This window comes from Mycobacterium sp. IDR2000157661 (assembly GCF_022317005.1).
Lineage (GTDB): Bacteria > Actinomycetota > Actinomycetes > Mycobacteriales > Mycobacteriaceae > Mycobacterium.
This window is the reverse complement of record NZ_CP081006.1, coordinates 441,789-468,505: the sequence shown is the minus strand read 5'-3', so window position 1 is coordinate 468,505 and position 26,717 is coordinate 441,789. Positions and strand designations below refer to the sequence as shown.

General features: G+C 67.2%; 26 protein-coding genes. 9 read left to right on the top strand and 17 right to left on the bottom strand.

All coding sequences use genetic code 11. From position 1 onward, the window contains the following. Nucleotides 1-15: 15 nt before the first annotated feature. Both K3G64_RS03140 and K3G64_RS03135 read right to left on the bottom strand, forming a co-directional pair. Nucleotides 16-1,401: an aspartate aminotransferase family protein gene (locus K3G64_RS03140; RefSeq protein ID WP_238888926.1), complete on the bottom strand. Its 1,386-nt coding sequence runs from the start codon at nt 1,399-1,401 to the stop codon at nt 16-18. After that, nucleotides 1,398-1,919, bottom strand: a complete 522-nt coding sequence (locus K3G64_RS03135; protein ID WP_238888924.1) for an Lrp/AsnC family transcriptional regulator — start codon at nt 1,917-1,919, stop codon at nt 1,398-1,400. Before K3G64_RS03135 ends, K3G64_RS03140 begins: the two co-directional genes overlap by 4 nt. A gap of 123 nt (nt 1,920-2,042) precedes the next feature. On the opposite strand from K3G64_RS03135, the gene K3G64_RS03130 reads away from it, so the two are divergent. From K3G64_RS03130 to K3G64_RS03115, 4 genes are all read left to right on the top strand, one after another. After that, nucleotides 2,043-3,533: a gamma-aminobutyraldehyde dehydrogenase gene (locus K3G64_RS03130; RefSeq protein ID WP_238888922.1), complete on the top strand. Its 1,491-nt coding sequence runs from the start codon at nt 2,043-2,045 to the stop codon at nt 3,531-3,533. 138 nt (nt 3,534-3,671) lie between these two features. Further along, nucleotides 3,672-4,340, top strand: a complete 669-nt coding sequence (locus tag K3G64_RS03125; protein ID WP_238888921.1) for a TetR/AcrR family transcriptional regulator — start codon at nt 3,672-3,674, stop codon at nt 4,338-4,340. A 48-nt stretch (nt 4,341-4,388) separates the two neighbouring features. Further along, nucleotides 4,389-5,648, top strand: coding sequence for a cytochrome P450 (locus K3G64_RS03120; RefSeq protein WP_238888920.1), 1,260 nt, complete (start codon nt 4,389-4,391; stop codon nt 5,646-5,648). A gap of 24 nt (nt 5,649-5,672) precedes the next feature. Then, on the top strand, nt 5,673-7,295 hold the full coding sequence (locus K3G64_RS03115; protein ID WP_238888919.1) for an AMP-binding protein: 1,623 nt from the start codon (nt 5,673-5,675) through the stop codon (nt 7,293-7,295). Between the two features lie 30 nt (nt 7,296-7,325). On the opposite strand, the gene K3G64_RS03110 is transcribed toward K3G64_RS03115, so the two are convergent. From K3G64_RS03110 to K3G64_RS03095, 4 genes are read right to left on the bottom strand one after another with little or no spacing between them, the layout of a single operon-like run. Further along, nucleotides 7,326-8,777 (bottom strand): aldehyde dehydrogenase, encoded by a 1,452-nt coding sequence (locus K3G64_RS03110; protein WP_238950378.1) that lies wholly within the window; start codon nt 8,775-8,777, stop codon nt 7,326-7,328. A 17-nt stretch (nt 8,778-8,794) separates the two neighbouring features. After that, nucleotides 8,795-10,597: a flavin-containing monooxygenase gene (locus K3G64_RS03105; RefSeq protein ID WP_238888918.1), complete on the bottom strand. Its 1,803-nt coding sequence runs from the start codon at nt 10,595-10,597 to the stop codon at nt 8,795-8,797. Continuing rightward, nucleotides 10,594-11,067: a hypothetical protein gene (locus tag K3G64_RS03100; RefSeq protein ID WP_238888917.1), complete on the bottom strand. Its 474-nt coding sequence runs from the start codon at nt 11,065-11,067 to the stop codon at nt 10,594-10,596. The genes K3G64_RS03105 and K3G64_RS03100 overlap by 4 nt, the downstream gene beginning before the upstream one ends. Before the next feature lie 58 nt (nt 11,068-11,125). Further along, nucleotides 11,126-11,767 (bottom strand): TetR/AcrR family transcriptional regulator, encoded by a 642-nt coding sequence (locus tag K3G64_RS03095; RefSeq protein ID WP_238888916.1) that lies wholly within the window; start codon nt 11,765-11,767, stop codon nt 11,126-11,128. A 187-nt stretch (nt 11,768-11,954) separates the two neighbouring features. On the opposite strand from K3G64_RS03095, the gene K3G64_RS03090 reads away from it, so the two are divergent. Further along, nucleotides 11,955-12,896 carry a sigma-70 family RNA polymerase sigma factor gene (locus K3G64_RS03090; protein ID WP_238888915.1) on the top strand — a complete coding sequence of 314 codons (942 nt, stop codon included), beginning with the start codon at nt 11,955-11,957 and terminating at the stop codon, nt 12,894-12,896. Here the strand turns inward: K3G64_RS03090 and K3G64_RS03085 are convergent. The 5 genes from K3G64_RS03085 to sdhC all read right to left on the bottom strand — a co-directional run bounded on the left by K3G64_RS03085 (nt 12,832) and on the right by sdhC (nt 17,056). Next, complete coding sequence (locus K3G64_RS03085) at nt 12,832-13,434, bottom strand: carboxymuconolactone decarboxylase family protein (protein WP_238888913.1); 603 nt, start codon at nt 13,432-13,434, stop codon at nt 12,832-12,834. The two genes, K3G64_RS03090 and K3G64_RS03085, sit on opposite strands and share 65 nt — an antisense overlap. 39 nt (nt 13,435-13,473) lie before the next feature. Beyond that, entirely contained in the window at nt 13,474-14,265 is a 792-nt protein-coding gene (locus K3G64_RS03080; protein ID WP_238888911.1) for a succinate dehydrogenase iron-sulfur subunit, read from the bottom strand. A gap of 66 nt (nt 14,266-14,331) precedes the next feature. Further along, the gene (gene sdhA, locus K3G64_RS03075) at nt 14,332-16,125 is read right to left on the bottom strand and encodes a succinate dehydrogenase flavoprotein subunit (protein ID WP_238888909.1); all 1,794 of its coding nucleotides are present in this window, start codon (nt 16,123-16,125) and stop codon (nt 14,332-14,334) included. Between the two features lie 14 nt (nt 16,126-16,139). Beyond that, entirely contained in the window at nt 16,140-16,559 is a 420-nt protein-coding gene (locus K3G64_RS03070; RefSeq protein ID WP_238950376.1) for a succinate dehydrogenase hydrophobic membrane anchor subunit, read from the bottom strand. A gap of 56 nt (nt 16,560-16,615) precedes the next feature. After that, on the bottom strand, nt 16,616-17,056 hold the full coding sequence (gene sdhC, locus K3G64_RS03065) for a succinate dehydrogenase, cytochrome b556 subunit (protein ID WP_238888907.1): 441 nt from the start codon (nt 17,054-17,056) through the stop codon (nt 16,616-16,618). A gap of 244 nt (nt 17,057-17,300) precedes the next feature. On the opposite strand from sdhC, the gene K3G64_RS03060 reads away from it, so the two are divergent. Genes K3G64_RS03060 through K3G64_RS03050 form a run of 3 tightly spaced genes read left to right on the top strand, consistent with a single transcriptional unit; the run spans nt 17,301 to nt 20,109 of the window. Beyond that, nucleotides 17,301-17,717, top strand: a complete 417-nt coding sequence (locus K3G64_RS03060) for a cytidine deaminase (RefSeq protein ID WP_238888905.1) — start codon at nt 17,301-17,303, stop codon at nt 17,715-17,717. Then, entirely contained in the window at nt 17,714-19,024 is a 1,311-nt protein-coding gene (locus tag K3G64_RS03055; RefSeq protein WP_238888903.1) for a thymidine phosphorylase, read from the top strand. Before K3G64_RS03060 ends, K3G64_RS03055 begins: the two co-directional genes overlap by 4 nt. Continuing rightward, nucleotides 19,021-20,109, top strand: coding sequence for an adenosine deaminase (locus tag K3G64_RS03050; protein ID WP_238888901.1), 1,089 nt, complete (start codon nt 19,021-19,023; stop codon nt 20,107-20,109). Before K3G64_RS03055 ends, K3G64_RS03050 begins: the two co-directional genes overlap by 4 nt. A 324-nt stretch (nt 20,110-20,433) precedes the next feature. Here the strand turns inward: K3G64_RS03050 and satS are convergent, their stop codons facing one another. The 5 genes from satS to K3G64_RS03025 all read right to left on the bottom strand — a co-directional run bounded on the left by satS (nt 20,434) and on the right by K3G64_RS03025 (nt 24,315). Beyond that, on the bottom strand, nt 20,434-21,708 hold the full coding sequence (gene satS / locus K3G64_RS03045; protein ID WP_238888899.1) for a protein export chaperone SatS: 1,275 nt from the start codon (nt 21,706-21,708) through the stop codon (nt 20,434-20,436). Nucleotides 21,709-21,825: 117 nt separating this feature from the next. Then, nucleotides 21,826-22,473 carry a GAP family protein gene (locus K3G64_RS03040; protein ID WP_238888897.1) on the bottom strand — a complete coding sequence of 216 codons (648 nt, stop codon included), beginning with the start codon at nt 22,471-22,473 and terminating at the stop codon, nt 21,826-21,828. A gap of 145 nt (nt 22,474-22,618) precedes the next feature. Then, on the bottom strand, nt 22,619-22,852 hold the full coding sequence (locus K3G64_RS03035; RefSeq protein ID WP_238888895.1) for a hypothetical protein: 234 nt from the start codon (nt 22,850-22,852) through the stop codon (nt 22,619-22,621). Nucleotides 22,853-22,885: 33 nt separating this feature from the next. Then, nucleotides 22,886-23,989, bottom strand: a complete 1,104-nt coding sequence (locus K3G64_RS03030) for a C40 family peptidase (RefSeq protein ID WP_238888893.1) — start codon at nt 23,987-23,989, stop codon at nt 22,886-22,888. A gap of 2 nt (nt 23,990-23,991) precedes the next feature. After that, a complete protein-coding gene (locus K3G64_RS03025; RefSeq protein WP_238888891.1) occupies nt 23,992-24,315 on the bottom strand; it encodes a type VII secretion target in 324 nt (107 codons plus the stop codon). Between the two features lie 23 nt (nt 24,316-24,338). Here K3G64_RS03025 and upp point away from each other — a divergent pair, with 23 nt between their 5' ends. Further along, on the top strand, nt 24,339-24,962 hold the full coding sequence (gene upp, locus K3G64_RS03020) for a uracil phosphoribosyltransferase (RefSeq protein WP_238888889.1): 624 nt from the start codon (nt 24,339-24,341) through the stop codon (nt 24,960-24,962). 42 nt (nt 24,963-25,004) lie between these two features. Here the strand turns inward: upp and K3G64_RS03015 are convergent, their stop codons facing one another. After that, nucleotides 25,005-26,633 carry a phospho-sugar mutase gene (locus tag K3G64_RS03015; RefSeq protein ID WP_238888887.1) on the bottom strand — a complete coding sequence of 543 codons (1,629 nt, stop codon included), beginning with the start codon at nt 26,631-26,633 and terminating at the stop codon, nt 25,005-25,007. Nucleotides 26,634-26,717: the final 84 nt, after the last annotated feature.

Here is a 26,717-nt window from a genome sequence, read left to right as displayed (position 1 = left end):
CGCTACGCCGTCGGCCTACAGCATGCGGCTGGCTTCGCCGAGCACCCGGTGCATGATGTCGTAGATCGCGTCGAATTCCTTTTTCCCGCTGATCAGCGGCGGTGCCAGTTGCACGACGGGGTCGCCGCGGTCGTCGGCGCGGCAGTACAGGCCGGCCTCGAACAGTGCGGGGGTGAGAAAACCCCGGAGTAGCCGCTCGGACTCCTCGTCATCGAAGGTCTCCTTGGTGGCTTTGTCCTTGACCAGTTCGATGCCGTAGAAGTACCCCTCGCCGCGGACGTCGCCGACGATGGGCAACTCCAGCAGTCGTTCGAGGGTGGCGCGGAAGACCGGTGCGTTCTGGATGACGTGGTCGTTGAGGCCCTCGCGTTCGAAGATGTCGAGATTGGCCAGCGCCACCGCCGAGGACACCGGATGTCCGCCGAACGTATAACCGTGCGCGAACGTCGTCTTGCCGTCGTTGAACGGTTCGAACAGCCGGTCGGAGGCGATCATCGCGCCGATAGGCGAGTAGCCCGACGTCAAACCCTTGGCGCAGGTGATGATGTCGGGTACATAGCCGAAGTCGTCGCAGGCGAACATGGAACCGATCCGGCCGTAGGCGCAGATCACCTCGTCGGAAACCAACAGTACGTCGTACTCGTCGCAGATCTCGCGGACCCGCTCGAAATAGCCTGGCGGGGGCGGGAAGCAGCCTCCGGCGTTCTGCACCGGCTCCAGGAAGACAGCGCACACCGTCTCCGGACCCTCGAACTCGATGGCCTCGGCGATGCGGTCGGCGCAGTACTGGCCGAACGCCTTGGCGTCGTGCGCGTACGGCTCTGGGGCGCGGTAGAAGTTGGTGTTCGGCACGCGGAAACCGCCGGGGGTCAGCGGTTCGAACGGCGCCTTGAACACCGGCAGGCCGGTGATCGCCAGGGCGCCCTGCGGCGTGCCGTGGTAGGCGATCGACCGCGAAACCACCTTGTGCTTACCGGGTTTGCCGGTCAGCTTGAAGTAGTTCTTGGCCAGCTTCCACGCCGACTCGACGGCCTCGCCGCCGCCGGTGGTGAAGAACACCCGGTTCAGGTCGCCCGGCGCGTAGCCGGCGAGTCGCTCGGCCAGGTCGATCGCGGTCGGAGTGGCATAGGACCACAGCGGGAAGAACGCCAATTGTTCGGCCTGCTTGGCAGCGGCCTCGGCGAGTTCGGCGCGGCCGTGGCCCACCTGCACGACGAACAGACCGGATAAGCCGTCGATGTAGCTCTTGCCCTTGTCATCCCAGATGGTCACGCCTTGACCACGGGTGATGATGGGCGGTGTGATGCCGCGGCCATGCCGGGCGAAATGGCCCCACAGGTGCCGGCTGGCCTTGGCCTCCAGTTCGGTGGAAACTTCTCGAGTGATATCAGTGGTCGTCATCTTGTACCCCAGTTGTATTGCTGCTTAACAAGTTTCAGGTAGACAAGAGTTTCGGTGGATATCACTCCCGGCAGTGCACGGATCTGGGTGTTGAGGAGATCGAGGAGGTCGTCGTCGTCCGCGCAGACGACCTCGACGATGGCGTCGAACGAGCCCGCAGTGAGCACCACGTAGTCGACGGCTTCGATGGCGGCCAATTTCTCGGCGACCAGGGTGGTGTCACCGGTGCATTTGATGCCGATCATCGCCTGCCGGGCGAAGCCCAACTGCATCGGATCGGTGACGGCAACGATCTGCATGACCCCGGCGTCGACCATGCGCTGTACCCGCTGACGCACGGCAGCCTCCGACAGGCCCACCGCCTTGCCGATACCGGCGTAGGACCGGCGCCCGTCCTGCTGCAACTTCTCGATGATCTGTTTGGACAGATCGTCGAGCTGAAACACCGCGCCTGGCCGAGACTGGTTGACGCGAAACGAGACGGGCCCGATGCCGTGCGGGAAACCAGGGTTAGGCATGCATATGATTGTGCACGGAATTCGTCGTGGCAATCAACTATCGCCATGAAATCGCTCGTTTGTGGGCGCTGTGACAGCGGGAATACGTAGCCGGTCGCGCCTCGGTCGGTTAGCGTTGAGGCCATGACCGGGGTATCCACCAGCGTGGCGGGAAGCTGGATCTGCGGCGCGCCGGTCAGCACCGGCGGTTCGCTTCACCCGGTGATCGACCCCGCGACCGGCGAGTCGGTCGCTGCGTATGCGTTGGCGACGCCCGCCGACGTGGACACCGCGGTGGCGGCGGCGCGCTCGGCGCTGGGCCAGTGGTCGGGCGCGACGCCGGCCGAGCGGGCGGCGGTGCTGTTCCGGCTGGCTGCGCTGGCAGGCGAAGCCGCAGACGAACTGGTCGCCGAAGAGGTGAGCCAGACAGGCAAGCCGGTGCGGCTGGCGGCGGAGTTCGACGTGCCGGGCAGCGTCGACAACATCGACTTCTTCGCCGGCGCCGCGCGCCACCTGGAGGGCAAGGCCACCGCCGAGTACTCCGGCGACCACACGTCGAGCATCCGGCGCGAAGCCGTTGGCGTCGTCGCGACCATCACCCCGTGGAACTATCCCCTGCAGATGGCGGTGTGGAAGGTCATCCCCGCGCTGGCCGCCGGCTGCAGCGTCGTGATCAAACCGGCCGAGATCACCCCGCTGACCACGCTGACGCTGGCGCGGTTGGCCACCGAGGCCGGTCTGCCCGACGGCGTGCTCAACGTCGTCACCGGTGCCGGCGCCGATGTCGGTACGGCGTTGGCCGGGCACCGCGACGTCGACATGGTGACGTTCACCGGGTCGACGCCGGTCGGCCGCAAGGTGATGGCCGCCGCGGCGGTGTACGGGCACCGGGTGCAGCTGGAATTGGGTGGCAAGGCGCCGTTCGTGGTGTTCGATGACGCCGACCTGGACGCGGCGATCCAGGGCGCGGTCGCGGGCGCGTTGATCAACACCGGGCAGGACTGCACGGCGGCGACGCGTGCGATCGTCGCGCAGGCTCTGTATGACGACTTCGTCGCCGGAGTGGCCGAACTGTTCGCCAAGATCGTGGTGGGCGATCCGGAGGACCCGGACACCGACCTCGGGCCGCTGATCTCGACGGCGCACCGGGCGAAGGTGGCGGGCATGGTCGAGCGTGCGCCGGGGCAGGGCGGCCGCATCGTCGTCGGTGGGTCGGCGCCGCAGCGGCCGGGGTCGTTCTACTCACCGACGGTGATCGCCGACGTCGACGAGCGCTCGGAGGTCTACCGCGACGAGATCTTCGGCCCGGTGCTGACGGTGCGGGCGTTCACCGACGACGACGACGCGCTGCGGCAGGCCAATGACACCTCCTACGGGCTGGCGGCCTCGGCGTGGACCCGCGACGTGTACCGGGCTCAGCGGGCGTCACGCGAGATCCACGCCGGCTGCGTGTGGATCAACGACCACATCCCGATCATCTCGGAGATGCCGCACGGCGGCTTCGGCGCTTCAGGGTTCGGCAAGGACATGAGCGACTACTCACTCGAGGAGTACCTCACCGTCAAGCATGTGATGAGCGACATCACCGGTGCCGCCGAGAAGGACTGGCACCGCACGGTTTTCCGTAAACGCTGAGGTCGCTCACGGTCGGACATCGTTGCGTCGGGATGCGGCCGAACTCGTGTCTTGCCATATAAACGATCGATTGATTAGATATCTTTGCCGGTGTCGCGGGTTGACACGGAGAAGATTGACAACTGCTGAGAGGGTTCGATGCCGACTCGAAGTGACGCCGCACGAGCGGCTCCGCAGTTGGGCCGTCCGGTCGGCGCGAACGGCGAGGAGACCCGTCGGCGCATCCTCACCGCGACGATGCGCTGCGTCGCCGAGGTCGGCTACTCCAAAGCGTCCATCCGAGAGATCGCCCGCTCGGCGGAGGTGAGTAGCGCGGCGCTGTACAACTACTTCGCCACCAAGTCCGAGCTGCTCACCGCGGCGGTCCACGAGATCGAAGAGGTGGCGTTGCCACGCCTGCGGGCGGCCGGTCGCCGCGACGGCGACGTCATCGACCGGCTCTCGGCGGTCCTCGACGAATCAGGATTGCTCATGCAGGAGTATCCCTACCTCGCCGCGTTCGAACGGGCCACCCTCGCCGAGGCGGTCGCCTTCGCACGACCCCTGCGGTCGTCGGGCGCCGAGCTCGAACCGCTGCGCGAGATCATCGCCGGCGTCATCGAAAATGCCCATGTTCAGGGTGGATTACCGCGGGGCAGCGACCCCGTGGGGGTGACCGACGCCGTGTACGCTCTGGCGCGTGGGCTGACCGATCAGGCGGCGACCCTTCCGCCGCGCGCCTACCGATCAGCGCTGCAGGCCGCGAAAGCGATGATCGGCGGCACCCTGTTCGTCGCCTCAAGTCAACAGCTTCGGTCGCGACGCTGACGTTGAACCGCTATCTCGATCAACCCGTCTCCCAGCGAGGACATGTCTATGGAGCAACCACAATTACCTGCCGGGTTCGACTTCACCAACCCCGACATCTACGCCGAGCGGCTCCCGGTAGAGGAGTTGGCCGAGCTTCGGCGAACGACTCCTATCTGGTGGAACGAGCAGCCCGTCGGCAAGGGCGGATTCAATGACGGCGGGTTCTGGGTAGTGACCAAACACAAGGACGTGCGGGAGGTTTCGCTTCGCAATGACGTCTTCTCCACGTGGGAGAACACGGCACTGCCGCGCTACCCCGACGATGTCGATCGGGCGAACATCGATGCCGCTCGCGCGTCGATGCTCAACGTAGACGCTCCGCACCACACCCGCCTGCGCAAGATCGTCTCGCGAGGCTTCACTCCGCGCGCTGTCGGGCGGCTGCGCGACGAACTCGGTGACTGCGCACAGGCCATCGCACGGTCGGCGGCCGCTCACGGAAACGGAGACTTCGTCGAGCAGGTCGCACACGAATTGCCGCTGCAGGCCATCGCCGGGCTGCTCGGGGTGCCGGTGGAGGACCGAGCGCAGCTTTTTCGTTGGGCCGACGAGATGACCGGCGCTGAAGACCCCGAGTACGCCGAGACCGATGGTCAAGCGTCGTCGGTACAGGTACTGACCTACGCGATGCAGATGGCTCAGTTGAAATCGGCTGAACCCGGCGACGACATCGTCACAAAGCTGCTCAAGGCTGACATCGACGGTGAGAAGCTCTCGGAGGCCGAATTCGGGTTCTTCGTCCTCACCCTTGCCGTGGCTGGTAACGAAACCACGCGTCACTCCATTACCCACGGCATGATGGCATTCACTGAGAACCCCGACCAGTGGGAGCTGTACAAGCAGCTGCGTCCAAGAACCGCCGCCGACGAGATCGTGCGATGGGCCACCCCGATCACGGCGTTTCAACGCACCGCTTTGCAGGACACGGAGGTATCGGGCACACCGATCAAGAAGGGCCAACGCGTGGTGTTGTTCTACCGCTCGGCGAACTTCGACGAGGATGTCTTCCACGACCCCCACACGTTCGACATCGTGCGAAGCCCCAATCCGCAGTTGGGATTTGGGGGGACGGGTGCGCACTACTGTATCGGGGCCAACCTGGCGCGCATGACCATCGACCTGATGTTCAACGCCATCGCCGATCATCTGCCCGATTTGACGCCCATCTCCGCGCCGGAGCGGTTGCGTTCTGGGTGGCTCAACGGCATCAAACACTGGCACGTCGACTACCGCGGCACGTCCAGCGATGCCGCGGTCACGGGCTAGCGCTGCGTCAGGGCACCGCGACCCATGACACCGACTCCGTCGACCAACCGCCTGACCCATGTCGCACAGGAACTGTGGGCGCTTCGCCAAGTGGCCCGCACCGGCGCCCTGACGCCGATGCCGGTTCGTCACCTCGGCACCATGGCGCAGCGGATGCGCGACTACGGGCCCATCGGAGCCGCGGTCAGCACGGCGGCGATACGGCACCGGTCCAGTGCCGCGCTCGTCGATGAACGCGGAGTGCTGAGCTTCGCCGACCTCGATGCGCGGTCCAACGCGCTTGCCAACGCTTGGCTTCACCGCGGATTGCGTGGCGGAGACGGCGTGGCGATCCTCGCTCGCAACCACCGTGGCTTCCTCGACGCCTTGTTCGCGGCCGCCAAGTGCGGGGCGCGAATCATTCTGCTCAACACCGACTTCGGCCCGGACCAGATCCGGGACGTGCTGCGGCGGGAAGGCGCCGACATGCTGGTCCACGATGCGGAGTACGGTGCGTCGGCTCCGGCTGATCTTCGGCTGGGCTGCGTCGTCGCCTGGGCCGACTCCGCGGTGGCCGACTCGGTGGAATCGCTGATCGAGCGCAGCGATCCGGGCCCACCGGTCGCGCCGAGACAGCATGCGAAGTTGGTGATCCTCACCAGCGGAACCACCGGGACACCGAAAGGCGCGTCCCGGTCCCAGCCCCGCTCGCTTCTCCCGGCGGGTGGACTGCTGAGCAAGGTGCCGTTCCGGGCGCGAGAGAGCACCGAGTGTTGCGTTCCGCTGTTCCACGCGTTGGGCTTCGGGCATGTGATGCTCGCGCTGCTGCTGGGATCGACCATGATCGTCCGTCGGCGATTCGACCCGCAACTGACTCTGCGCAGCCTGGCCGAACACAAAGTCACGGCCCTGATCGCGGTTCCGGTCATGGTGCGTCGCTTGATCGACGCGCGATCGCAAACACTGGTCACTCGCGACCTGTCCGCGTTGCGGATCGTCTTCGTCGCGGGATCGCCGCTGGGCGCTGCGCTGTGCCGACAGGCGCTCGACGTCTTCGGCCCGGTGATCTACAACATGTACGGTTCCACCGAGGTTGCCTACGCCACGATCGCCACACCCGCCGATCTCGCGGCTGAACCCGGATGCGTGGGCCGCCCCGTGCCGGGCACGGTGGTCAAACTCTTCGACGACAGCGGCGGCGAATCACCACCCGGCACCACTGGCCGCATCTTCGTCGGCAACGCCATCCCGTTCGACGGCTACACCGGTGGCGGCGGCAAGGAGATCATCGACGGTCTGCTCTGCAGCGGCGACGTCGGGCATTTCGACGCCGCCGGCCGACTTTTCATCGACGGCCGCGACGACGACATGATCGTCTCGGGCGCAGAGAATGTGTTCCCCGCCGAAGTCGAGGAGACGCTGGCATCACACCCGGCGATCCGGGAAGTCGCGGTGATCGGCGTGCCCGACGACGAGTACGGCCAACGGCTGCGCAGCTTCGTCGTGCTGCGGCCCGGCGCCACCCTCACCGACACCGAGGTCCGCGAGCATGTGCGGCACCGCCTGGCGCGGTTCAAGGTGCCCCGAGACGTGGTGTTCGTCGACGCCCTGCCCCGCAACGCGACCGGGAAGGTGCTCAAACGAGCCCTGGACACCGGCATGGGATGAAAATGAAAACCCTTGTGCGGCTCCAGAACCTCAGGAAGCGCCGGTCGCAATGAGTTTGATCTCCGTGTACTCCTCGAACCCGGCGAGGCCCATCTCGCGACCGATCCCGGATTGTTTGTAGCCCCCGAAGGGTGCGTCCGCCGCGTACCACACGCCGCCGTTGACATTCACCGTGCCGACCCGCAGCCGAGCGGCGACCGCGTGCGCGTGCTCATCATCGGAACTGAACACTGTGCCGGACAACCCGTACGGGGAGTCGTTGGCGATGCGCACAGCATCGTCGTCGCCATCGTGCGCGATCACCGTCAGCACCGGCCCGAAGATCTCCTCGCGCGCTACCCGGGAACTGTTGTCCAGCCCCGCGATCACGGTCGGCGCGATGAAGAAGCCTCTGCTGAGATCAGCCGGTCGACCACCGCCGCAGGCGAACCGGCCGCCCTCCTGCGTCGCGAGCTCGAGGTAGCCCTGCACCCGAGCACGTTGCCGGGCTGAGATCAACGGGCCGCAGACTGTCGCTGGATCACGGGGATCGCCTACATGAACGTGGGTCATCGTCGCGGCGCACGCATCGACCGCTTCGTCGTAGCGTCCGCGGGGCACCACCAGCCGAGTCGTCAACGCGCACCCCTGGCCGGCGTGAGTGGTGACGGTGAACACGGCCACCGCGCAGGCTGCCGCCAAGTCCGCGTCGTCGAGCACCAGGAACGCGGACTTGCCGCCCAACTCCAGGAACACCTTCTTGATGGTCTGCGATGCGGCCGCCATCACCGTCCGGCCGGTGGCGGTGGAGCCGGTGAAGGACACCATGTCGACGCGTGCGTCCTCGGCGAGTTGAGCGCCGAGACGGTGATCGCTGGACGTGACGATGTTGACCACACCCGGCGGGAAGTCGGTCTTCTCGGCGATGATCCGGCCGATTTCGGCGGCACACCATGGTGTGTCGGGCGCGGGCTTGAGCACCACCGTGTTGCCGGCCGCGAGCGCCGGCCCTAGCTTAGCCAGATTGATCTGATGCGGGAAGTTCCAGGGCGTGATGGCGCCCACCACGCCTACCGGCTCACGCGCGATTGTGCGCCGTGTCTTGATCCCCAGTGGCGTGGCTTCCCCGAGATCCGTCCTCCACGAATAGTTCTCCGCTGTGTCGGCAACGAAGGTCAGGTCGTTGACCGGGGTCTCGAGATGTCCTGCGTGGGTCATCGTTATCGGCGCGCCCGCCTCCGCGACGGTGATGTCGCGCAGCGTCTGGATCTCGGCGTTCAACGCTTCATGGAGTTGACGCAGGCATGACACCCGGAAATCGCTGTCTCGGCTCCAATCCGTCTCGTCGAAAGCGGCTCGGGCGGCGGTGATGGCGCGGTCCATGTCGCGCGTGTCACCGTCGGCCGCCTCACCGAGAACGTCTTCGGTGGCGGGATTGACCGTGCTGAAGGTGCCCCCTCCGCCGGGCACGAGAGCACCGTCGATCAACAGGTCGGTGGCCATATCCGTGGCTCGCGCCTTCACTCGCTCGCCGCTCCTTCGTGGGTCCGGACGTCGACACCGTCGAACTCGCCACGGGCACGCCACGACTCCAGGATGTCGGCGTACTCGGTCGGGCCGCCGATGAAGAACGATCCCTGCTGCGTCCGAGTGTCGACACGGCCTTCACGGTTGTAATACCCCGGTGTGCAGGCTTTTCGGCGCTCAGCGACCATTCCCGATCGCTGCATGACGGTGGTGACCCACTCGGCCTCGGCCGATGCGGAGGACTCGACCTCGACAATTCCGCGGGAGAGGGCCGTCGCGATGATCCAGGCGACATGGTGCGCCTGGATGTCGAGCAGATAGGGAAAGTTCACCGTGAATCCGGACTGAGCAATGCTTTCCACGAAGCAATTCGGGAACCCATGGACGTGCAAACCATGGAACGTGCGGACGCCGTCCGACCATTTGTCGGTCAGCGTCAGGCCGTCGCGGCCGATGACCTCGAAACCTGTGCGCTGCTTGTAATCAGTGCCCACTTCGAAGCCGGTCGCGAAGATGAGACAGTCGATCTCGTATTCAACCCCGTCGACGACGACACCCCTCTCAGTGATGCGCTCGACTCCGCGGCCGCCGGTATCGACAAGGGTCACATGATCGTTGTTGAACGCCTGGAGGTACTCATCATGGAAGCAGGGTCGCTTGCAGTAGTAGCCGTACCACGGCTTGAGCGCCTCGGCCGTGGCGCGGTCTTCCACGATGGCATCGATTCGCGCTCTGATCTCCGCCATCTTCGCGAAGTCGGCGTGTTCGGCCGCCTCGGCGCGCTGCGCGGGGGTCAGGTGTTTCGCCCCGTCCTGACGCATCACCGGGAGCCGCTTGGTGATGCTGGTCCAAGCGTCATCGACCAGGTCTTCGTCGGCTTCGCCTCCGTTGGTGAGCAACTGGAAGTTCTCGATACGTCGCCGCTGCCAGCCGGGCTCCAGACCGGCGGACCATCGCGGGTCGGTCGGCCGGTTGGCCCGTACGTCGACAGTCGACGGTGTGCGTTGAAAGACGAACAGGTGGCGGGCTGATCCGGCGAGCTTGGGCACGCACTGGATAGCGGTGGCGCCGGTACCGATGATCCCGACCCGCTTGTCGGCCAAGCCTTCGAGTGCACCTCCGGTGTAGCTGTAATCCCAGCGGCTGGTATGAAAGGCGTGCCCGCGGAACGTCTTGATGCCGGCGATGCCGGGCAGTTTGGGCTTGTGCAGGTATCCGTTGGCCATGGCGACGAATCGGGCGCTGATCGCGTCGCCACGGTCGGTGGAGATGAGCCAGCGGGAGTCCCCGGCGTTCCACCGAATCTCGGTCACCTCCGTCTGCAGGCACGCATCGCGGTACAAGTCGTAGTGCTCGGCGATCCGCCGGCAGTGAGCCAGTATCTCCGGGCCCTTGGCATACTTTTCGGTCGGTACGTAGCCGACTTCCTCGAGCAACGGCATGTAGACGTAGGACTCCACGTCGCAGGCGATCCCCGGATACCGATTCCAATACCAGGTACCACCCACGTCAGCGGCTTTGTCGATCAACCGCACCCGATCCACGCCGTGTTCTCGCAGCCGCGCCGCGGTGAGTAGGCCGCCGAAACCGGCCCCCACGATCGCGACGTCGACCTCATCAGTCAGCGGTGCTCGCGCGAAAGCGGGATCCGCCCAGGGGTCTTCGGCGAATCCAGCGAAGGCACCCGCCATCTCGACGTACTGTCCGATGCCGTCCTCGCGCAGCCGCCGCCGGCGTTCCTGCGCATACTTCGCGCGCAGGGCATCGGCATCGAAGCCCTTGTCGAGGTCGGTCATGCCGCCCCAGAATCGAAGTCGGCGACGAGCGAGTCGATGGTGATCTGGGCAACCACGTTCATGTCCCCGTCGTAGATCTCGTAAAGCAGTCCCCTGGGGGAGTCCGGGCGCGCCCCGAAGTACACCGCGCCGCCCTGCTCGCCACCGCGTTCCAGATGCGGCTTCTGATCGTTGCCGGTCAGGGCGTAGTCCCCGGCTCGCCGGAACAGGTGGTTGGACAGGGCTCCGTCGGGTTCGACATCCCAGAGATGCTGTTCGCCCTCGAGCACGATCACGCTTGTCACCGCGGCATGCCGATGGATTGGGCAGTGTCCGCCGTCGCCCTGCCAACGGACGATCATGTCCAGTGTCGCGGCGTCACGGTCAAAGCCGAGAATGGTGTAGTCATGGCGCACCTTGTGCCGAGACCCCGGCCGACCGAGCACCTCTTTCCACTGATACTTCTCGGGATTGAACGCGGCACCGGTCATCTTGGGCTCCTCACGCGGGTCGGCTCAGTGACTACCGCAGGCGAGGCGATCGGTCCGGTCACGAGGCAGTACCGTTCAATTCGGCGCCGAGTCCCGATCGGATCAGCTTCAGGTAGGCATCCACAACGTCTTCTTCGCTACCGAGTTCGCCGACGACCAGGTCTTCGAGAAAGCGCCGGGCACCTACGAGGAAGTGTGCCTGTGCACCGATCTCGGCCTCGTCCATCGGGCGCACCGATCCGTCGGCGATGCCATCGCGCAACCGCCGTGTCAGCAGGTGGACCCACGAGTCGATGCCCCGGCGGTACAAATCCGGTTCCACGAACTTGATCTCGTCGACGAGCCGGATATGCGCGGGATTCTCCCGCACGTATGCCACATAGGCCAACAGCTCGGCACGATGCCGGTCGAAGAAGTCCGTGATGTGCTCGGACTCCACCGCGGCCAACCGATCCGAAAAGTCTGTCATCAGCCGCTCGATCATGGCGCGCAGCAGTTCGGCGCGGGAACCGAAGTGATAGTGCAGACTGCCCACCGCTGTGTTGGCCCGCGCTGCGATCCCTGAGACCGACGCCCGGTGCAATCCGCGTTCGCTGGCTTCGGCGAGGGCCGCGTCGAGGATCAGTGTCCGCGTCCGATGTCGCTTGGCATAGCCGCCGCTCCGCGCACCCGTCGGGGTAGCGGTGCTCTCCGTAGCCATGCCAGAATGTTGGACCAATTTTCAAATTTGCGCAAGGCTTCTGGCTTCACCGACATTCGAGACCGCCCAGCCACTGCCAGAACGGGCCGGCGGCCGCCGAGTTGCCCGGAAACGGGCCGTCATCTCGTGGTCCTTCAACGCTCAGCAACCGCTTGGCCGTGACGCTGCTACGAATATGGTTGTCTCCATGACCGCCAGCGCGCGGGCCGACGAGTTCGAACGCCTGCGACCACATCTGCTGTCGGTGGCCTACCGGCTCACCGGCACGGTCGCCGACGCCGAGGACATGGTCCAGGACGCGTGGTTGCGCTGGAACACTGCCAACGTCGGATCGATCGACGATCTTCGAGCCTGGCTGACCACGGTGGTGAGCCGGCTCAGCCTGGATCGGCTTCGGTCGGCGGCGCGTCGGCGCGAAACCTATGTGGGGGAATGGCTTCCGGAACCGGTGGTCACGTCACTGGAGGGAAACGATCCGCTGGCGGCGGTGGTCGCCGGCGAAGACGCCCGGTTCGCCGCGATGGTGGTGCTCGAGCGACTCACCCCGGACCAGCGCGTGGCCTTCGTCCTGCACGACGGGTTCGCCGTGCCGTTCGGTGAGATCGCCGATGTACTCGGGGTGAACGCGGCCGCCGCCCGGCAACTCGCGTCGCGGGCGCGCCGGGCCGTCGCCGACGCGCCACCGCCCGTCGCCGACGACGAGCACAACGCGGTCGCAGGCGCACTGATGGCCGCACTGGCTGCCGGTGACATGGATGCCGTTGTGCGGCTGCTGCATCCGACCGTCACCTTCACCGGCGACTCGAACCGGAGGGCGCCGACCGCGGCCCGGGTCATCCATGGCCCCGACAAGGTGGCCCGCTTCATGTTCGGGCTGGCCCGGCGCTACGGCCCGGGCTGGCTGGAGGCCGGTCGGCCGGCCCTGATCAACGGCCAGTTCGGCATCTGGACATCAGGACACCCGGCCCGCGATGGCTATCCGGAGATGATGCCGCGGGTTACGGCGCTGACCGTCCGCGACGGGAAGGTCTGCGCCATCTGGGACATCGCCAACCCGGACAAGTTCACCGGCTCTCCGCTGCGTCCTCCCGGGAAGCCCACGGGACCCGGCACGCGTCCCCGGAGTTGAACCCCTGCTCGGTGATGCCCAGCGCCGAGTACATCCGTGCCCGCATGTTCTCCACACCGATCTGATAGGTGAGCTCGATGACACCGTCGTCGCCGAACCGGCGCCGAAGATCGTCGACCTGCTCGTCGGTGATGGTGTGTGGGTCGGTGGTCATGGCGTCGGCGTAGGCGATCGCGGCCCGCTCGTCTGCGGAGAACAACGGCGACGTCGCGTACTCGTCGATGTGCTTGAGCCGGTCGACGTCGAGGCCGTCGAGGCGCTGCAGCATCGAGCCGAAGTCGACGCACCACGAGCAGCCGACCGTGCGGGCGGTCCAGAAGACCGCGAGCTCGCGCACGCTCGTGGGCAGCTTCTTCGATCCGGACTGCAGCATGCCCTCGTGCACGACGTTGGCGAGCATCAGCCGCGGGTGGTGCGCCGCCACGGCGAACGGTTCGGGCACTTCACCGAAGCGGTGCCTGGCGACCCGGTAGAAGACCTTGGCGAGCAGCGAGGCGCGCTGCGGCGGGACGGGTTCGATGCGGGATGTGTGTGTCATACCTATGTGACGAGACAGCCCGCCGATGTGTGACGAGCCTCAGCGCGCGAACATCAGCGCGCGCTTGACCTCCTGGATCGCCTGCGTCACCTGGATGCCGCGCGGACATGACTCCGTGCAGTTGAACGTCGTGCGGCAACGCCACACACCGTCGACCTCGTTGAGGATGTCAAGCCGCTCGGCGGCTGCCTCGTCGCGGCTGTCGAAGATGAACCGGTGCGCGTTGACGATCGCGGCGGGGCCGAAGTAGCTGCCCTCGGACCAGTAGATCGGGCAGCTGGTCGTGCAGCAGGCGCACAGGATGCACTTGGTGGTGTCGTCGTAGCGGGCACGGTCGGTCTGGCTCTGGATGCGTTCGCGCGTCGGCGGATTGCCGCTGGTGACCAGATACGGCTTGATCGCACGGTAGGCGTCGAAGAACGGCTCCATGTCGACCACCAGGTCCTTCTCCACGGGCAGGCCGCGGATCGGTTCGATGGTGATGGTGAGCTGCTTGCGCGGGTTCTTCGGCAGCATGTCGCGCATCAGCACCTTGCAGGCCAGCCGGTTCACACCGTTGATGCGCATTGCGTCCGACCCGCAGATCCCGTGCGCGCACGACCGCCGGAAGGTCAGCGTGCCGTCGAGGTACCACTTGACGTAGTGCAGCAGGTTGAGCAGACGGTCGGTCGGCAGGCACGGCACCCGAAAGCTCTGCCAACCGCCCGAATCGGCGAAGGCGTCCGGGTCCTCGGGGTTGAAGCGGGCGATCTTCAACGTCACCATCACCGAGCCCTCGGGCACGGGCGGCAGCTGGGGATCCTTGGTCTGCACCTCGGGTGCGATCGTCATCTGTCCTCGCTCTTCATCTATGGCTCCTCGCCCGAGGGCTCGTCGCGGCGCAAGCGCTCATCGTCGTCAGTACTTCCGTTCCATCGGCTCATACCGGGTCTGCGCGACAGGCTTGTAGTCAAGCCGGATATCACTGAGGAGGTCGGAACCTGTGTTGATCCCCCCAGTCGCTCCGCTCCTACCCCCTGGAACCTTGTAAGCCATCGTGTGCCGCATGTAGTTGGTGTCGTCGCGGTTTGGGTAGTCCTCGCGCGCGTGACCGCCGCGGGACTCCTTACGGTTGAGCGCACCGACCACGGTCACTTCGGCCAGCTCCAGCAAGAAGCCCAGCTCGATCGCCTCGAGCAGGTCGCTGTTATAGCGTTTGCCCTTGTCGTGAACCGAGATTCGGGCGTACCGCTCTTTGAGCGCGTGGATGTCGGTGAGCGCCTGTTTGAGCGTCTCCTCGGTGCGGAACACCGCGGCGTTGTTGTCCATCGACTGCTGCAGCGCGCCACGGATGTCGGCGACGCGTTCGTTGCCTTGCTCGGAGAGGATATCGGAAACCCAGTCGACAACCATGCCAGCCGGGTCCGGCGGCAGGTCGACGTGGTCGTGACCCAGCGCAAAGTTGGCCGCGGCGATGCCCGCCCGACGGCCGAACACGTTGATGTCGAGCAACGAGTTGGTGCCCAGCCGATTCGCGCCGTGCACCGAGACGCACGCGCACTCACCCGCGGCGTACAGGCCCGGGATGACCGTCGAGTTGTCGCGCAGAACCTGACCGTTGACCGTCGTCGGAATGCCGCCCATCACGTAGTGGCAGGTGGGGTAGACCGGCACCAGTTCCTTGACGGGGTCGACGCCGAGGTAGGTGCGGGCGAACTCGGTGATGTCGGGCAGCTTGGCCTCGAGCACGTCCTCGCCGAGGTGGCGTACGTCGATGTAGACGTAGTCCTTGTTCGGACCCGCGCCGCGACCCTCGAGCACCTCGAGCACCATCGACCGGGCGACGATGTCGCGGGGCGCCAGGTCGACGATCGTCGGGGCATAGCGCTCCATGAACCGTTCGCCGTCACCGTTGAGCAACCGGCCGCCCTCGCCGCGCACCGCCTCGGAGATCAGGATCCCCAGCCCCGCCAGCCCCGTCGGATGGAACTGATGAAACTCCATGTCCTCCAACGGAAGTCCCTTGCGAAACACGATGCCCAGGCCGTCGCCGGTCAGGGTGTGGGCGTTGGAGGTGGTCTTGTACATCCGCCCCGACCCGCCGGTGGCGAACACGACGGCCTTGGCGTGGAAGACATGGATATCGCCTGTCGCCAGCTCGTACGCGATGACACCCGTGGCCACGGGGCCGGACTGCGTCTGGGTGATCGAGATGTCGAGGGCGTAGAACTCGTTGAAGAACTCGACGTCGTGCTTGACGCAGTTCTGATACAGCGTCTGCAGGATCATGTGGCCGGTGCGGTCGGCGGCGTAACAGGCCCGCCGCACCGGGGCCTTACCGTGATCGCGGGTGTGCCCGCCGAACCGGCGCTGGTCGATGCGGCCCTCGGGGGTGCGGTTGAACGGCATCCCCATCTTCTCGAGGTCGAGCACCGCGTCGATGGCCTCCCGGCACATGATCTCGACGGCGTCCTGGTCGGCGAGGTAGTCGCCGCCCTTGACGGTGTCGAACGTGTGCCACTCCCAGTTGTCCTCTTCGACGTTGGCCAACGCGGCACACATTCCGCCCTGCGCGGCACCGGTGTGGCTGCGTGTCGGGTACACCTTGGTCAGCACGGCGGTGCGGGCCCGCGGGCCGGCCTCCACCGCGGCGCGCATGCCCGCACCGCCGGCGCCGACGATGACCACGTCGTAGCGATGTTCCTGAATCATCTAGCGGCTCCAGCTCATGAGATGTTCGGGTCGAAGGTGACCAGCACGTAGCTGCCCAGCACCAGGGTGAAGCCGGTGGCCAGCAGCAGCAGCGAGTTCAGCCAGAACTTCGTGGTGTTCTTGCGCGCGTAGTCGCCGATGATGGTGCGCAGGCCGTTGGCTCCGTGCAGTTGAGCCAGCCACAGCAGCGACATGTCCCAGATCTGCCAGAACGGCGACGCCCAGCGTTCGGCGACGTAGTTGAAGTCGATGCGGTAGACGCCGTCCTGCCACATCAGCATCACGAACAGGTGGCCGAGGGCGAGAAAGACGAGTGCCACGCCCGAGAACCGCATGAACAGCCAGGCGTACTTCTCGAAGTAAGGGATGCCGCGCGGGCGACGGGGTGCCCGTGGGTGGTCCAGGCCGGCCGGGCGGTCGTGCTCTCTCTCCATCACCGGGGCGATGCGGCCCTCGCGGTGATGGGGGGTCCAGCCGGTTCCCGGCGCGCTCACAGGAACCGCTCCGCCATGTGCATGCCGATGATGCCCACCGACGGGATGATGATCGCCAGGAAGATCCCGGCCACGGCCCAGAGCATCTGTCGCTGGTAGCGGGCGCCCTTGTGCCAGAAGTCGATGAGGATGACCCGGATGCCGTTGAGGGCGTGGTACAGCACCGCCACGACCAGGCCGATCTCCATCAGGCCGATCAGCGGCGTCTTGTACGTCTCGATGACCGCGTTGTAGGCCTCCGGGCTCACCCGGACCAGCGCAGTGTCGAGCACGTGGACGAACAGGAAGAAGAAGATCGTCGCGCCGGTGATGCGGTGCAGCACCCACGACCACATCGCAGGATCACCGCGGTAGAGGGAGCGTCGGCGCGTCGGTCGCGATCGCGGCGCGGATATGTCCGAGGCTCCGGGCGGTCCCTCGGAAATCTGAGTGCTCATCTGGCCTCCAACGCCTTCGATGGACGTTTGGGCTCGGCGCCGCACCGGCGGCGATATCGGTGATCCGGTTTGCACGCTGTACCCAAACCTCGGTGGGACTCTAATCCCAGTTGTACCGCTAAACGAACTACCGTTTAGCCGTCGACGTGGGTGAAAACGCCGAAATTAGGGTGGCCTATGCCGCGATTCGCGTGCTGGCGCGGGGTTTCGGAATGCATTCAGAAACGAGCCGGGTGAGGTGGGTATGACGTTCGCTGTCGATTGGGAGACGTTGCGGCGCAGGGCAATAGAGGTGTCGAGCCGCGCCTATGCACCCTATTCGGGTTTCGCGGTCGGGGCGGCGGCGCTGGTCGACGACGGTCGGATCGTGGCCGGGTGCAATGTGGAGAATGTCTCATATGGCCTAGGTCTCTGTGCCGAGTGTGCGGTGGTCTGCGACCTGTACTCCGGCGGTGGCGGGCGGCTGGTCGCGCTGTCGTGCGTGGACGCCGCAGGTGGGCTTCTGATGCCCTGCGGCCGCTGCCGTCAGGTGTTGCTCGAGCACGGTGGGCCCGACATGCTGGTCGACCACCCCGCCGGTCCGCGGCCACTGGGCGAACTGCTGCCCGACGCCTTCGGCCCCGCCGATCTGACACGGCGACCCGACGGGCAAAAGCCGTGACTCGGTTCACATTCGATGCGCCGACCGTCATCCGGACCAAGCGCGACGGGGGAGTGCTGCCGGACGCCGCGATCGACTGGGTGATCGACGCCTACACCGGTGGCGCGGTGGCCGAAGAGCAGATGTCGGCGTTGTTGATGGCGATCTTCCTGCGGGGGATGACCGGTGCCGAAGTCGCGCGCTGGACGGCCGCGATGGTCGCCTCGGGTGAGCGCCTGGACTTCCGTGATCTTCGTCGTTCCGACGATCCGCGCAAGCCGCTGGCGTTGGTGGACAAGCACTCCACCGGCGGCGTCGGTGACAAGATCACCATTCCGCTACTGCCGGTGGTGATGGCCTGCGGCGGTGCCGTCCCCCAGGCGGCGGGGCGGGGTCTCGGCCACACCGGCGGCACGCTCGACAAGCTGGAAGCCATTGCCGGCTTCACCGCCGAGATCTCCAAAAGCCAGATTCGCCAACAGCTCTGCGATATCGGCGCGGCGATCTTCGCGGCCGGCGAGTTGGCGCCGGCCGACCGAAAGATCTACGCGTTGCGCGACATCACCGCGACCACGGAATCGCTGCCACTCATCGCGAGCTCGGTGATGAGCAAGAAGATCGCCGAGGGCACCCGCGCGCTCGTGCTCGACACGAAGGTCGGCTCGGGGGCCTTCCTCAAGACCGAGGAGGAGTCGCGCGAACTGGCCCGCACGATGGTCGACCTGGGCACCGCGGCGGGATTGTCCACCCGGGCGCTGCTGACCGACATGGCGACGCCGTTGGGCCGTGCGGTCGGTAACGCGGTCGAGGTCGAGGAGTCACTCGACGTGCTCGCCGGCGGCGGGCCGGCCGACGTCGTGGAGCTGACGCTGACGCTGGCGGCCGAGATGCTCGACGCGGCCGGCCTGGACGGCGTCGACCCGGCCCAGACGCTGCAGGACGGGTCGGCGATGGACCGGTTCCGCAGCCTGGTCGGTGCACAGGGCGGCGACCTGACCGAGCCGTTGCCGGTCGGTCCCCATACCGAGACCATCACCGCGGCGCGCGGTGGCACGATGGAAGGCATCGACGCGATGGCGGTGGGTCTTGCGGTGTGGCGACTCGGTGCAGGTCGCTCGCTTCCTGGCGAGCGAGTGCAGGCCGGGGCGGGGCTACGCATCCATCGCCGTCCGGGTGAACCCGTCGCCGCAGGCGAGACCGTATTCACCCTCTACACCGAGACGCCCGAGCGGTTCGAGGCGGCGATGGCCGAGTTGGACGGCGGATGGTCGGTCGGCGACTCCGCTCCGCCGCGGCGCCCGCTGATCATCGATCGGATAGCGACATGACGACCCCGCTGACGTTGGAGTCCATCCAGCAGGCACCCAAGGCCCTGCTGCACGACCATCTCGACGGCGGGCTGCGCCCGGCCACCGTCCTGGAACTGGCCGAGGCGACCGGATACGACGACCTGCCGGCCACCGATGTCGAGGACCTGGCGACGTTCTTTTGCACCGCGGCGCACAGCGGATCCCTGGTGCGCTACCTCGAGCCGTTCGCGCACACGGTCGGAGTGATGCAGACACCGGAAGCGCTGCACCGCGTCGCCTACGAGTGCGTCGAGGACCTCGCCGCCGACAACGTCGTGTACGCCGAGATCCGGTTCGCGCCGGAACTGCACATCGACGCGGGCCTGTCGCTGGACGCGGTCGTCGAGGCCGTGCTGTCCGGCTTGGCCGACGGCGAGAAAGCCGCCGGCGCGGAGGGCCGCACGATCACCGTGCGGTGTCTGGTGACTGCGATGCGGCACGCGGCGCGCTCACGTGAGATCGCCGAGCTGGCCATCCGGTACCGCGACCAGGGGGTGGTCGGCTTCGACATCGCCGGCGCCGAGGCGGGATATCCGCCGACCCGGCACCTCGACGCGTTCGAGTACATGCGAAGCAACAACGCGCGCTTCACCATTCACGCCGGTGAGGCGTTCGGCCTGCCGTCCATCCACGAAGCCATCGCGTTCTGCGGTGCGGACCGGTTGGGCCACGGGGTGCGGATCGTCGACGACATCACCGTCGCGCCCGACGGGACGGCCCAGTTGGGCCGGCTGGCTGATCTGCTGCGCGACAAGCGAATTCCGTTCGAGATGTGCCCGTCGTCGAATGTGCAGACCGGCGCCGTCGGCACCATCACCGAGCACCCGTTCGACCTGCTGGCGCGGCTACGGTTCCGGGTCACCGTCAACACCGACAACCGCCTGATGAGCGACACCACGATGAGCCAGGAGATGCTGCGACTCGTCGAGGCCTTCGGCTACGGCTGGAGCGATCTGCAGCGGTTCACCATCAACGCGATGAAGTCGGCGTTCATCTCGTTCGACGAACGGCTGGCGATCATCGACGACATCATCAAGCCACGCTACGCGGTCCTCATCGGCTGAACCCCCTCCGCCGAGCGTGCGCGTCTGAACACGACACACCGCGGATTTCCAACAGTCTGCGCACGCTCGACGCCCCGTGGGGGTTGGTTGGTTTTCAAGCTGCCGCCCGCCGAGGTGGCCGTTCACCCCGGCGAGGGCGAATCGCACGAGCTGTACCTCATGTGCGACGACGTCACCGACACCGTGGCCCAGCTAAACGCCAGAGGTGTTGCGTGCGGAGCCGTGAGCGACGAGGGCTGGGACTGCTTACCAACATCCGTCTTCCCGGCGGCGGGACTCTCGGCCTGTACGAGCCGCGGCACCCGAAAGCGACCGAGCTCTAACTCATTCGGGGCGCAGGCGCGACTCGACGAACGCCTCCAGGGCCTCCCACTGCTCGACGGCCTTGGCATACGGCGGCTTCGGAGCGCGAACCTTGTCGGGCTCCAGCACATGTGCGACGACGTGGCCCAGCGGCTCGTCCTGGTCGAGCGTCTTCTCGACCATCGAGTCCTCGGAGTAGTGACCGACGTCCCTGAGCAGCTCGACGGCGAGCTCGAGTTGGTCGCGGTCGATCGCGTCGGGGCCCTCGGCGAGGTCGTCGACGATGCCGGTGAGCACGTAGACGTTGTCGTCGGTGATGTCGATCTCCAGCGAACCGTCCACGGCCGCCGTCCGGATGTCGTCGTAGGTCGCCAGGTCGGACAGGTCGTGATCGTGCTCGTCGGCCAGGTAGCGGGCCAAGGCGCGCTCGGAGCCGAAGACGCTGATGCGGCCGTTGCGGCCGAGGAACACCGGCTCGTCGTCGAGGTAACAGCGCAGGGTGAAATACGTGCCGCCGCTGGTCATCATCCGCACCGGGTCGATGCCGACCTTCAGCCAGAAGTCCTCGTCGCCGCCGAGCACCAGATTCTGCGACTGCGCCTCGATGACCTCATCCTCGTCGGCCGCGCTCTCGCCGATGCCCTCATCGTGCTCGAGCACCTCGTCGACGACCTCGTCTTCGGGCTCCGGTTCGGGCGCCGGCTCCGCGAGTTCGGCCTCGGCCTTCTTCGACGCCGCCGCGTCGACGTCGGGCGTCGTGACCACCTCGTCGATGGCGTCGATGACGTTGTCCCAGGCGCGGCCGATCACCGCTTCGATCTCGCCCCAGCGCTTGCGTCCGCCGCGGCCGGAGAACGCGTCGATGCCCCCGCCGAGCGTGCCCAGCACCGGGTTGCCGTTGAAGAACCTGGTGACCGGGGCCAGCTCGCACACCGATCCCAGCGACGCCACGAGTTCGAGCGTGCGCCGCAGTTGGGCCACCGTTTCCTCGCTCGGCTTCTCGGCGACCAGGTCCGGCACACCGACGAGGTCGTACTGCCGCTCCTCAACGGGGTCCAGGCGGTGCGCGTTGGCCTCCGTCAGCCGGGGCCAGGCGGGATGGTCGGTGAGATCGTTGTCCTTGTTCGTCCTGACGAACGACACGAGATCGGCGACCGAATCGAAGGCGTAAAGATCCTCGTCCTTGCCGAGAAACGCCTCCCACTCGTCGCCGGCGTCGCGCCATCGGGGCGCCCACAGCGTGTACAGGTCACCCTTGGTCAGCCCGAGTCGGACCGGCACGATCTCAGCAGCCATGCGGCACAGGATAGCCACCCAACCTGGAGCCTCTTCCGTCGAGCAGGGCCAAACGAACTCCCCGGACCGCAGTATTCAGCTGTCAGTGCATACCGCCACCGCGAAATTGGGCAGGGCTTAGGGCATCGAAGCGGCACCCTGGACGATGAGCACGAGGCCGAGCACACCCAGCACTACCGCCGCGATGAGCCGGATGTGGTCGACGATCCGCTGCCTGAGCCGGCCGAGTGCCGCGCCGGTCCGATCACCACCGGATACCAGGAACACCACCACCGCGACGAACGGCGCAGTGGCCAACACCGTGAACGCGGCCAGCGACGGCAGCAAGGCCGCCATCGACAGATGGATGGCTGCGGCGTGCGACCCGACGGAGAGCAACACCAGCGCGTTGATCGGATTGAGCCAGACCACGCTCAGCGACAGCAAGAAAACGGCCAACGGGCCCATTCCCGCGATCTCGTCGAAGACCGCCGGGTGCGTCGGATCGCCGCGCCTGCGGAAGCTGATGACCGCAAGAGGAAGCAACAGCACACCCACCCCGACGAGAACCCATGCGGTAGCGGTGTTCGCCTGCGCGGCGAGTACGTCGCTCTCCACCATCGCCCCGAGGATCGAGGCGCCCAGCAGCGGCAGCAGAAACACGCCCGCCGTAACCGAGGCGAGGAACACGAGCGCGTTTCGGCGGGCCCGTACGGAGAGCAGCACCAGGATCAACTCGATGATGCCGGTAGGGCTCAACGCGATGGCGACCGCAGCTGGGAGCATTGTCGTCCACAGTTCGCCCACGGCGATGGTCAGCCCTTTCTGCGTCAGGCGGCCGCAGGCTCGGTCCGTCGGCGAAACAACACCACCGCGCTCGCTGCCACGAAAAGCGCCAGGCAGCCGATCGCCGCCGCGGCGATGAGCACGATCACCGCTGGCCGAACTGGAAGAGCACATGCAACCCGAGGAGCAGGTAGATCAGGCTCCAGATGGAGAAGGCGTATCCGGCGGGTGCGAGCAGGTTCGGATAGGCGTCCGACACGTCGCCGGTCCTGACCCCGTTGATGGGCAGCGTGTTCGCGAGGATGTTGACGATGACCATCGACAGGTGGGTCGCGGCAACCAGAACGGAGACCGGACGCATCGCCGTCGTCGCTGTCATTGCGGTTCCCTTCCCGCGATACAGCATGGCCGCTCACGCCGTCGGACGCCAGAATCCCTGGAAACCCTGGTTGAGGTTGGTGGTACGGATGGGCGAGATCTGCACCGGGTCACCGGCCTCGATCATCTGGCCGTTGCCGACGATCATTGCGACGTGGCCGTCCCACACTGCGAGGTCGCCGGGCTGCAAACTGCCTGCGTCGACGGCGGCGCCGATGTCCTGCTCCTGGGCCAGCCGCGGCAGCGACAGCCCGGCCTCGGCGTAGGCCCACTGCGTCAAGCCGCTGCAGTCCAGGCCGACGCCCGGAGTCGTGCCGCCCCAGTCGTAGGGCACGCCCAATTGGGTCAGCGCGTGCCGAACCGCGCCGGCCGCCACGGCGTTCGGGGCCATGGCCGTGCTGCCGTCGGGCAGGCGCACCGCCACCCCGTCTCCGAAGCTCGTGGCATCGGGGGTGCCCATCGGCGACTGCGCCAGGTCGCCGAGGTCGCGCAGCAGCGAGCCGAACCCGGCCGCGCCCACCGTTCCGCCGGATCCCAGGCCGGCGCCGGATCCCAGGCCCGCGCCCGAGCCCGTCGGCGGCATCGACGGGGTGAACGCCGCGGGTGTGGTGGCCGCAGGCGGAACGGATCCGGCCGCCGCCGATGTCGACGACGGCAGCGCCGCGGCCTGGCCGTCGAGATCCGCCCGTAGCTCGTCGACCACCGCGACGGCCTCGGCGAGCGATCGCCGCGCTTCGGCCAGTAGCTCTGCGGTCGCATCCGGCGAGTCCAGGTGCGGCTCCAGCGCGGCGGCACGCGCCTCGAAGGCGTCCGCGATGTCGTTGAGACGCCGGTGCGCCCGCTCGATCGCGGCGCCCGCCGCCTCCGTCGACGACCCGATGCGCCCCAGCCGGTCCGCGGCCTCCTCGACGGCCGCGACCGTCGCGGCGACATTGCGGCTCGCCGCTTCGGCGCCCGGCCCGCTCCACCGCTCGGCCGTGCGGTCCCACGACCGGCCGGCGGAGCGTGACACCTCCTCAAGTGCCGAGCGTGCACGGTGCAGCACGTCGGTCAGCTCACCGGTCACCGTTCCGGAGCCGACCAGCGCCTGCACCTCACGGATCCGCGCGGACAGCGCGGCGACCACCGCGTCGGGCATCCTCAGAGGCCGCCGACCCGAGCACCCGCCCGCGCGTCGGCGTCGTCGTAGGCCGCCGCCGATGCCGCAGCGGCGTCACCGGCTGCCCCCGTGCGCACACCCAGCGTCGCCACCGTGCGCGATTCATGCGCGACGGCCTCCGCGAGCGCCGCGAGAAACGGCGCGCCGACAGGACCGAAGGACGAGGCCGCGGTGGCGGTCGGTAGCGCCGTCAACGCCGAGGCGATGGCGGCGAGTTCGTCGGCCTGTGACGTGCTATCGGACGCGAGGGTTCGGATCGCTTCGGTGTCGGCGTGCATGTGGGTAAGACGCCACCGGGCGGGCATCGGTTCCGATTAAGGTTCCGCCCATGGATGTCCGCATCGTCGATCACCCGCTCGCCGCCGCGCGGCTCACCACGCTGCGTGACGAGCGCACGAACAACGCGGCGTTCAGGTCTGCACTGCGCGACCTCACCCTGATGCTGGTCTACGAGGCGACCCGCGACGCCGCCGTGGAACCGGTTCCGGTACGCACGCCGTTGGCCGAGACCACGGGCTACCGGCTGGCCAACCCGCCGCTGCTGGTCCCGGTGCTACGGGCCGGGCTCGGCATGGTCGACCAGGCGCACGCCTTGATCCCCGAGGCGCGCGTCGGCTTCGTCGGGGTTGCCCGCGACGAGGAAACACACAGGCCCACACCGTATCTGGAGTCGCTGCCCGACGACCTGAGCACGCAGCCGGTGATGGTGCTGGACCCGATGCTCGCGACCGGCGGATCGATGGCCCACACCCTCGGACTGCTGCAGGAGCGCAATGCCACCGACGTCACGGCGGTCTGCGTGGTGGTGGCCCCGGAAGGCGTTGCGGCGCTGGAAGACGTCGCGCCGGATCTGCGCCTGTACACCGCGACCATCGACGAGCGACTCAACGACATCGCCTACATCGTGCCGGGTCTCGGCGATGCCGGTGACCGCCAGTTCGGCCCGCGCTGATCAGCGGCAGCGGACGCGAAGTCGGCCGACCCGCCGGACCGGTCAGAAGCGCTGGGCGACGGTGGCGACCTCGCCGCACACCTGTTGCGTCCGCGCGCGGGCGCGCGGCAGGTCGGTGGTGTCATGACACCGAACTTCGATGTAGGACTTCACTTTCGGCTCCGTACCGGACGGACGCGCCACCAGCCGAACGGAGACCTGGTCGTCGCCACCGGAGAGGATCAAGGCGTCCGTGCCGTCCTCGGGCCGCAGATCTGTCGCCGTCACCGGGTAGCCGGCGAGCTCCTCGGGTGGCGTGTGCCGGAGCCGGGTCATCACCGCGGCGGCTTCGTGGGCGTCCTCGACGCGCCGCGACACCGCGGCGGTGGTGTGCACACCGTGGCGCCGGGCGAGATCGTCGAGCGTATCCAGGACGGTGTGCCCCCGGTCGCGCAGAGCGCACACGAGATCACAGACCAACACCGCTGCGCTGATGCCGTCCTTGTCGCGGACCGCCGACGGGTCGACGCAATGACCGATCGCCTCCTCGTAGGCGTACACGAGCGTGCAGCCGGGCAGGTCCAGGTCGGCCCGTGACAGCCACTTGAACCCGGTGGCCGTTTCGACGTGACGTGCGCCGTGCTCCTTGGCGATCGAGGCGAGCATCCGCGAGGACACCAGCGAGTTGGCCACGACCGTCGCCTCGGTCACCGGTCCCGGCTCGATCTGGGAGAGGATGTAATCGCCGAGCAACCAACCGGTTTCGTCACCGGTGAGCATCCGCCAACCGTCCGGGGAGGGGATGCCGACCGCGCAGCGATCGGCATCCGGATCCAGCGCGATCGCGACCTCGGCACCGACGTCGGCAGCCAGCTCGAGCAGCTGCTCGACCGCGCCGGGCTCCTCCGGGTTCGCCGACGCGACCGTCGGAAACTCCGGGTCCGGAGCGAACTGGCTCTCCACGACGTGGACGTCGGAGAATCCGGCCCGTACCAGTGCGTCGAGGGCGAACTCGCCACCGACACCGTGCAGCGGCGTGAACGCCACTCGGACCGACCCGTGAGTGTGCCGTATGCGGGCGGCGCGTTGGACGTAGCTCTGGACCTCGGCGACACCAGTCGGCGTGATCTGGTGGCGGGCGATCTCGTCGGCGGGCGGCGCCTGGGCCATCGCCTCTTCGATCTCCCGGTCGATGGGTGCCACGATGGGGAAGCCGCCACCGAAGTACACCTTGAATCCGTTGTCGGAGGAAGGATTGTGCGAGGCCGTGATCTGGATGCCTGCCACCGCGGGCCGGTGCCTCACCGCGAAGGCGAGTACCGGGGTCGGCACCGCGGTGAAGAAGAGGGTGACTGGAAACCCCTGCGCGGCCAGCACTTCGGCGGCGGCCAGGGCGAAGTCATCCGAGTTGTGGCGGGCGTCGCGGCCGACCACCACGTCCTGCCCCTGCAGACCGCGGTCGTGGAGCACCTTGCCCACCGCCCAGGCGGCGCGCACGACGACGGCGAGGTTCATGCCGCTCGGACCGCCGCGCATGGGTCCGCGCAGCCCCGCCGTGCCGAACTTCAACGGGTGGGCGAAACGCTGTTCGAGCTCGTCGTCGGAGCACTGCAGCAACTCCGCCGCGGTCTTCGGATCGGGATCGTGGGAGATCCACTCTTGCGCCATGGCCGACTTCCCCGACGGACTCATCCCGTCAGTGTGCCCACTTTCACCTCGCCGTATGCGGGCTTGCGCAGCAGAGCAGCGACGACCATCACGAGGCGAATTGCCAAG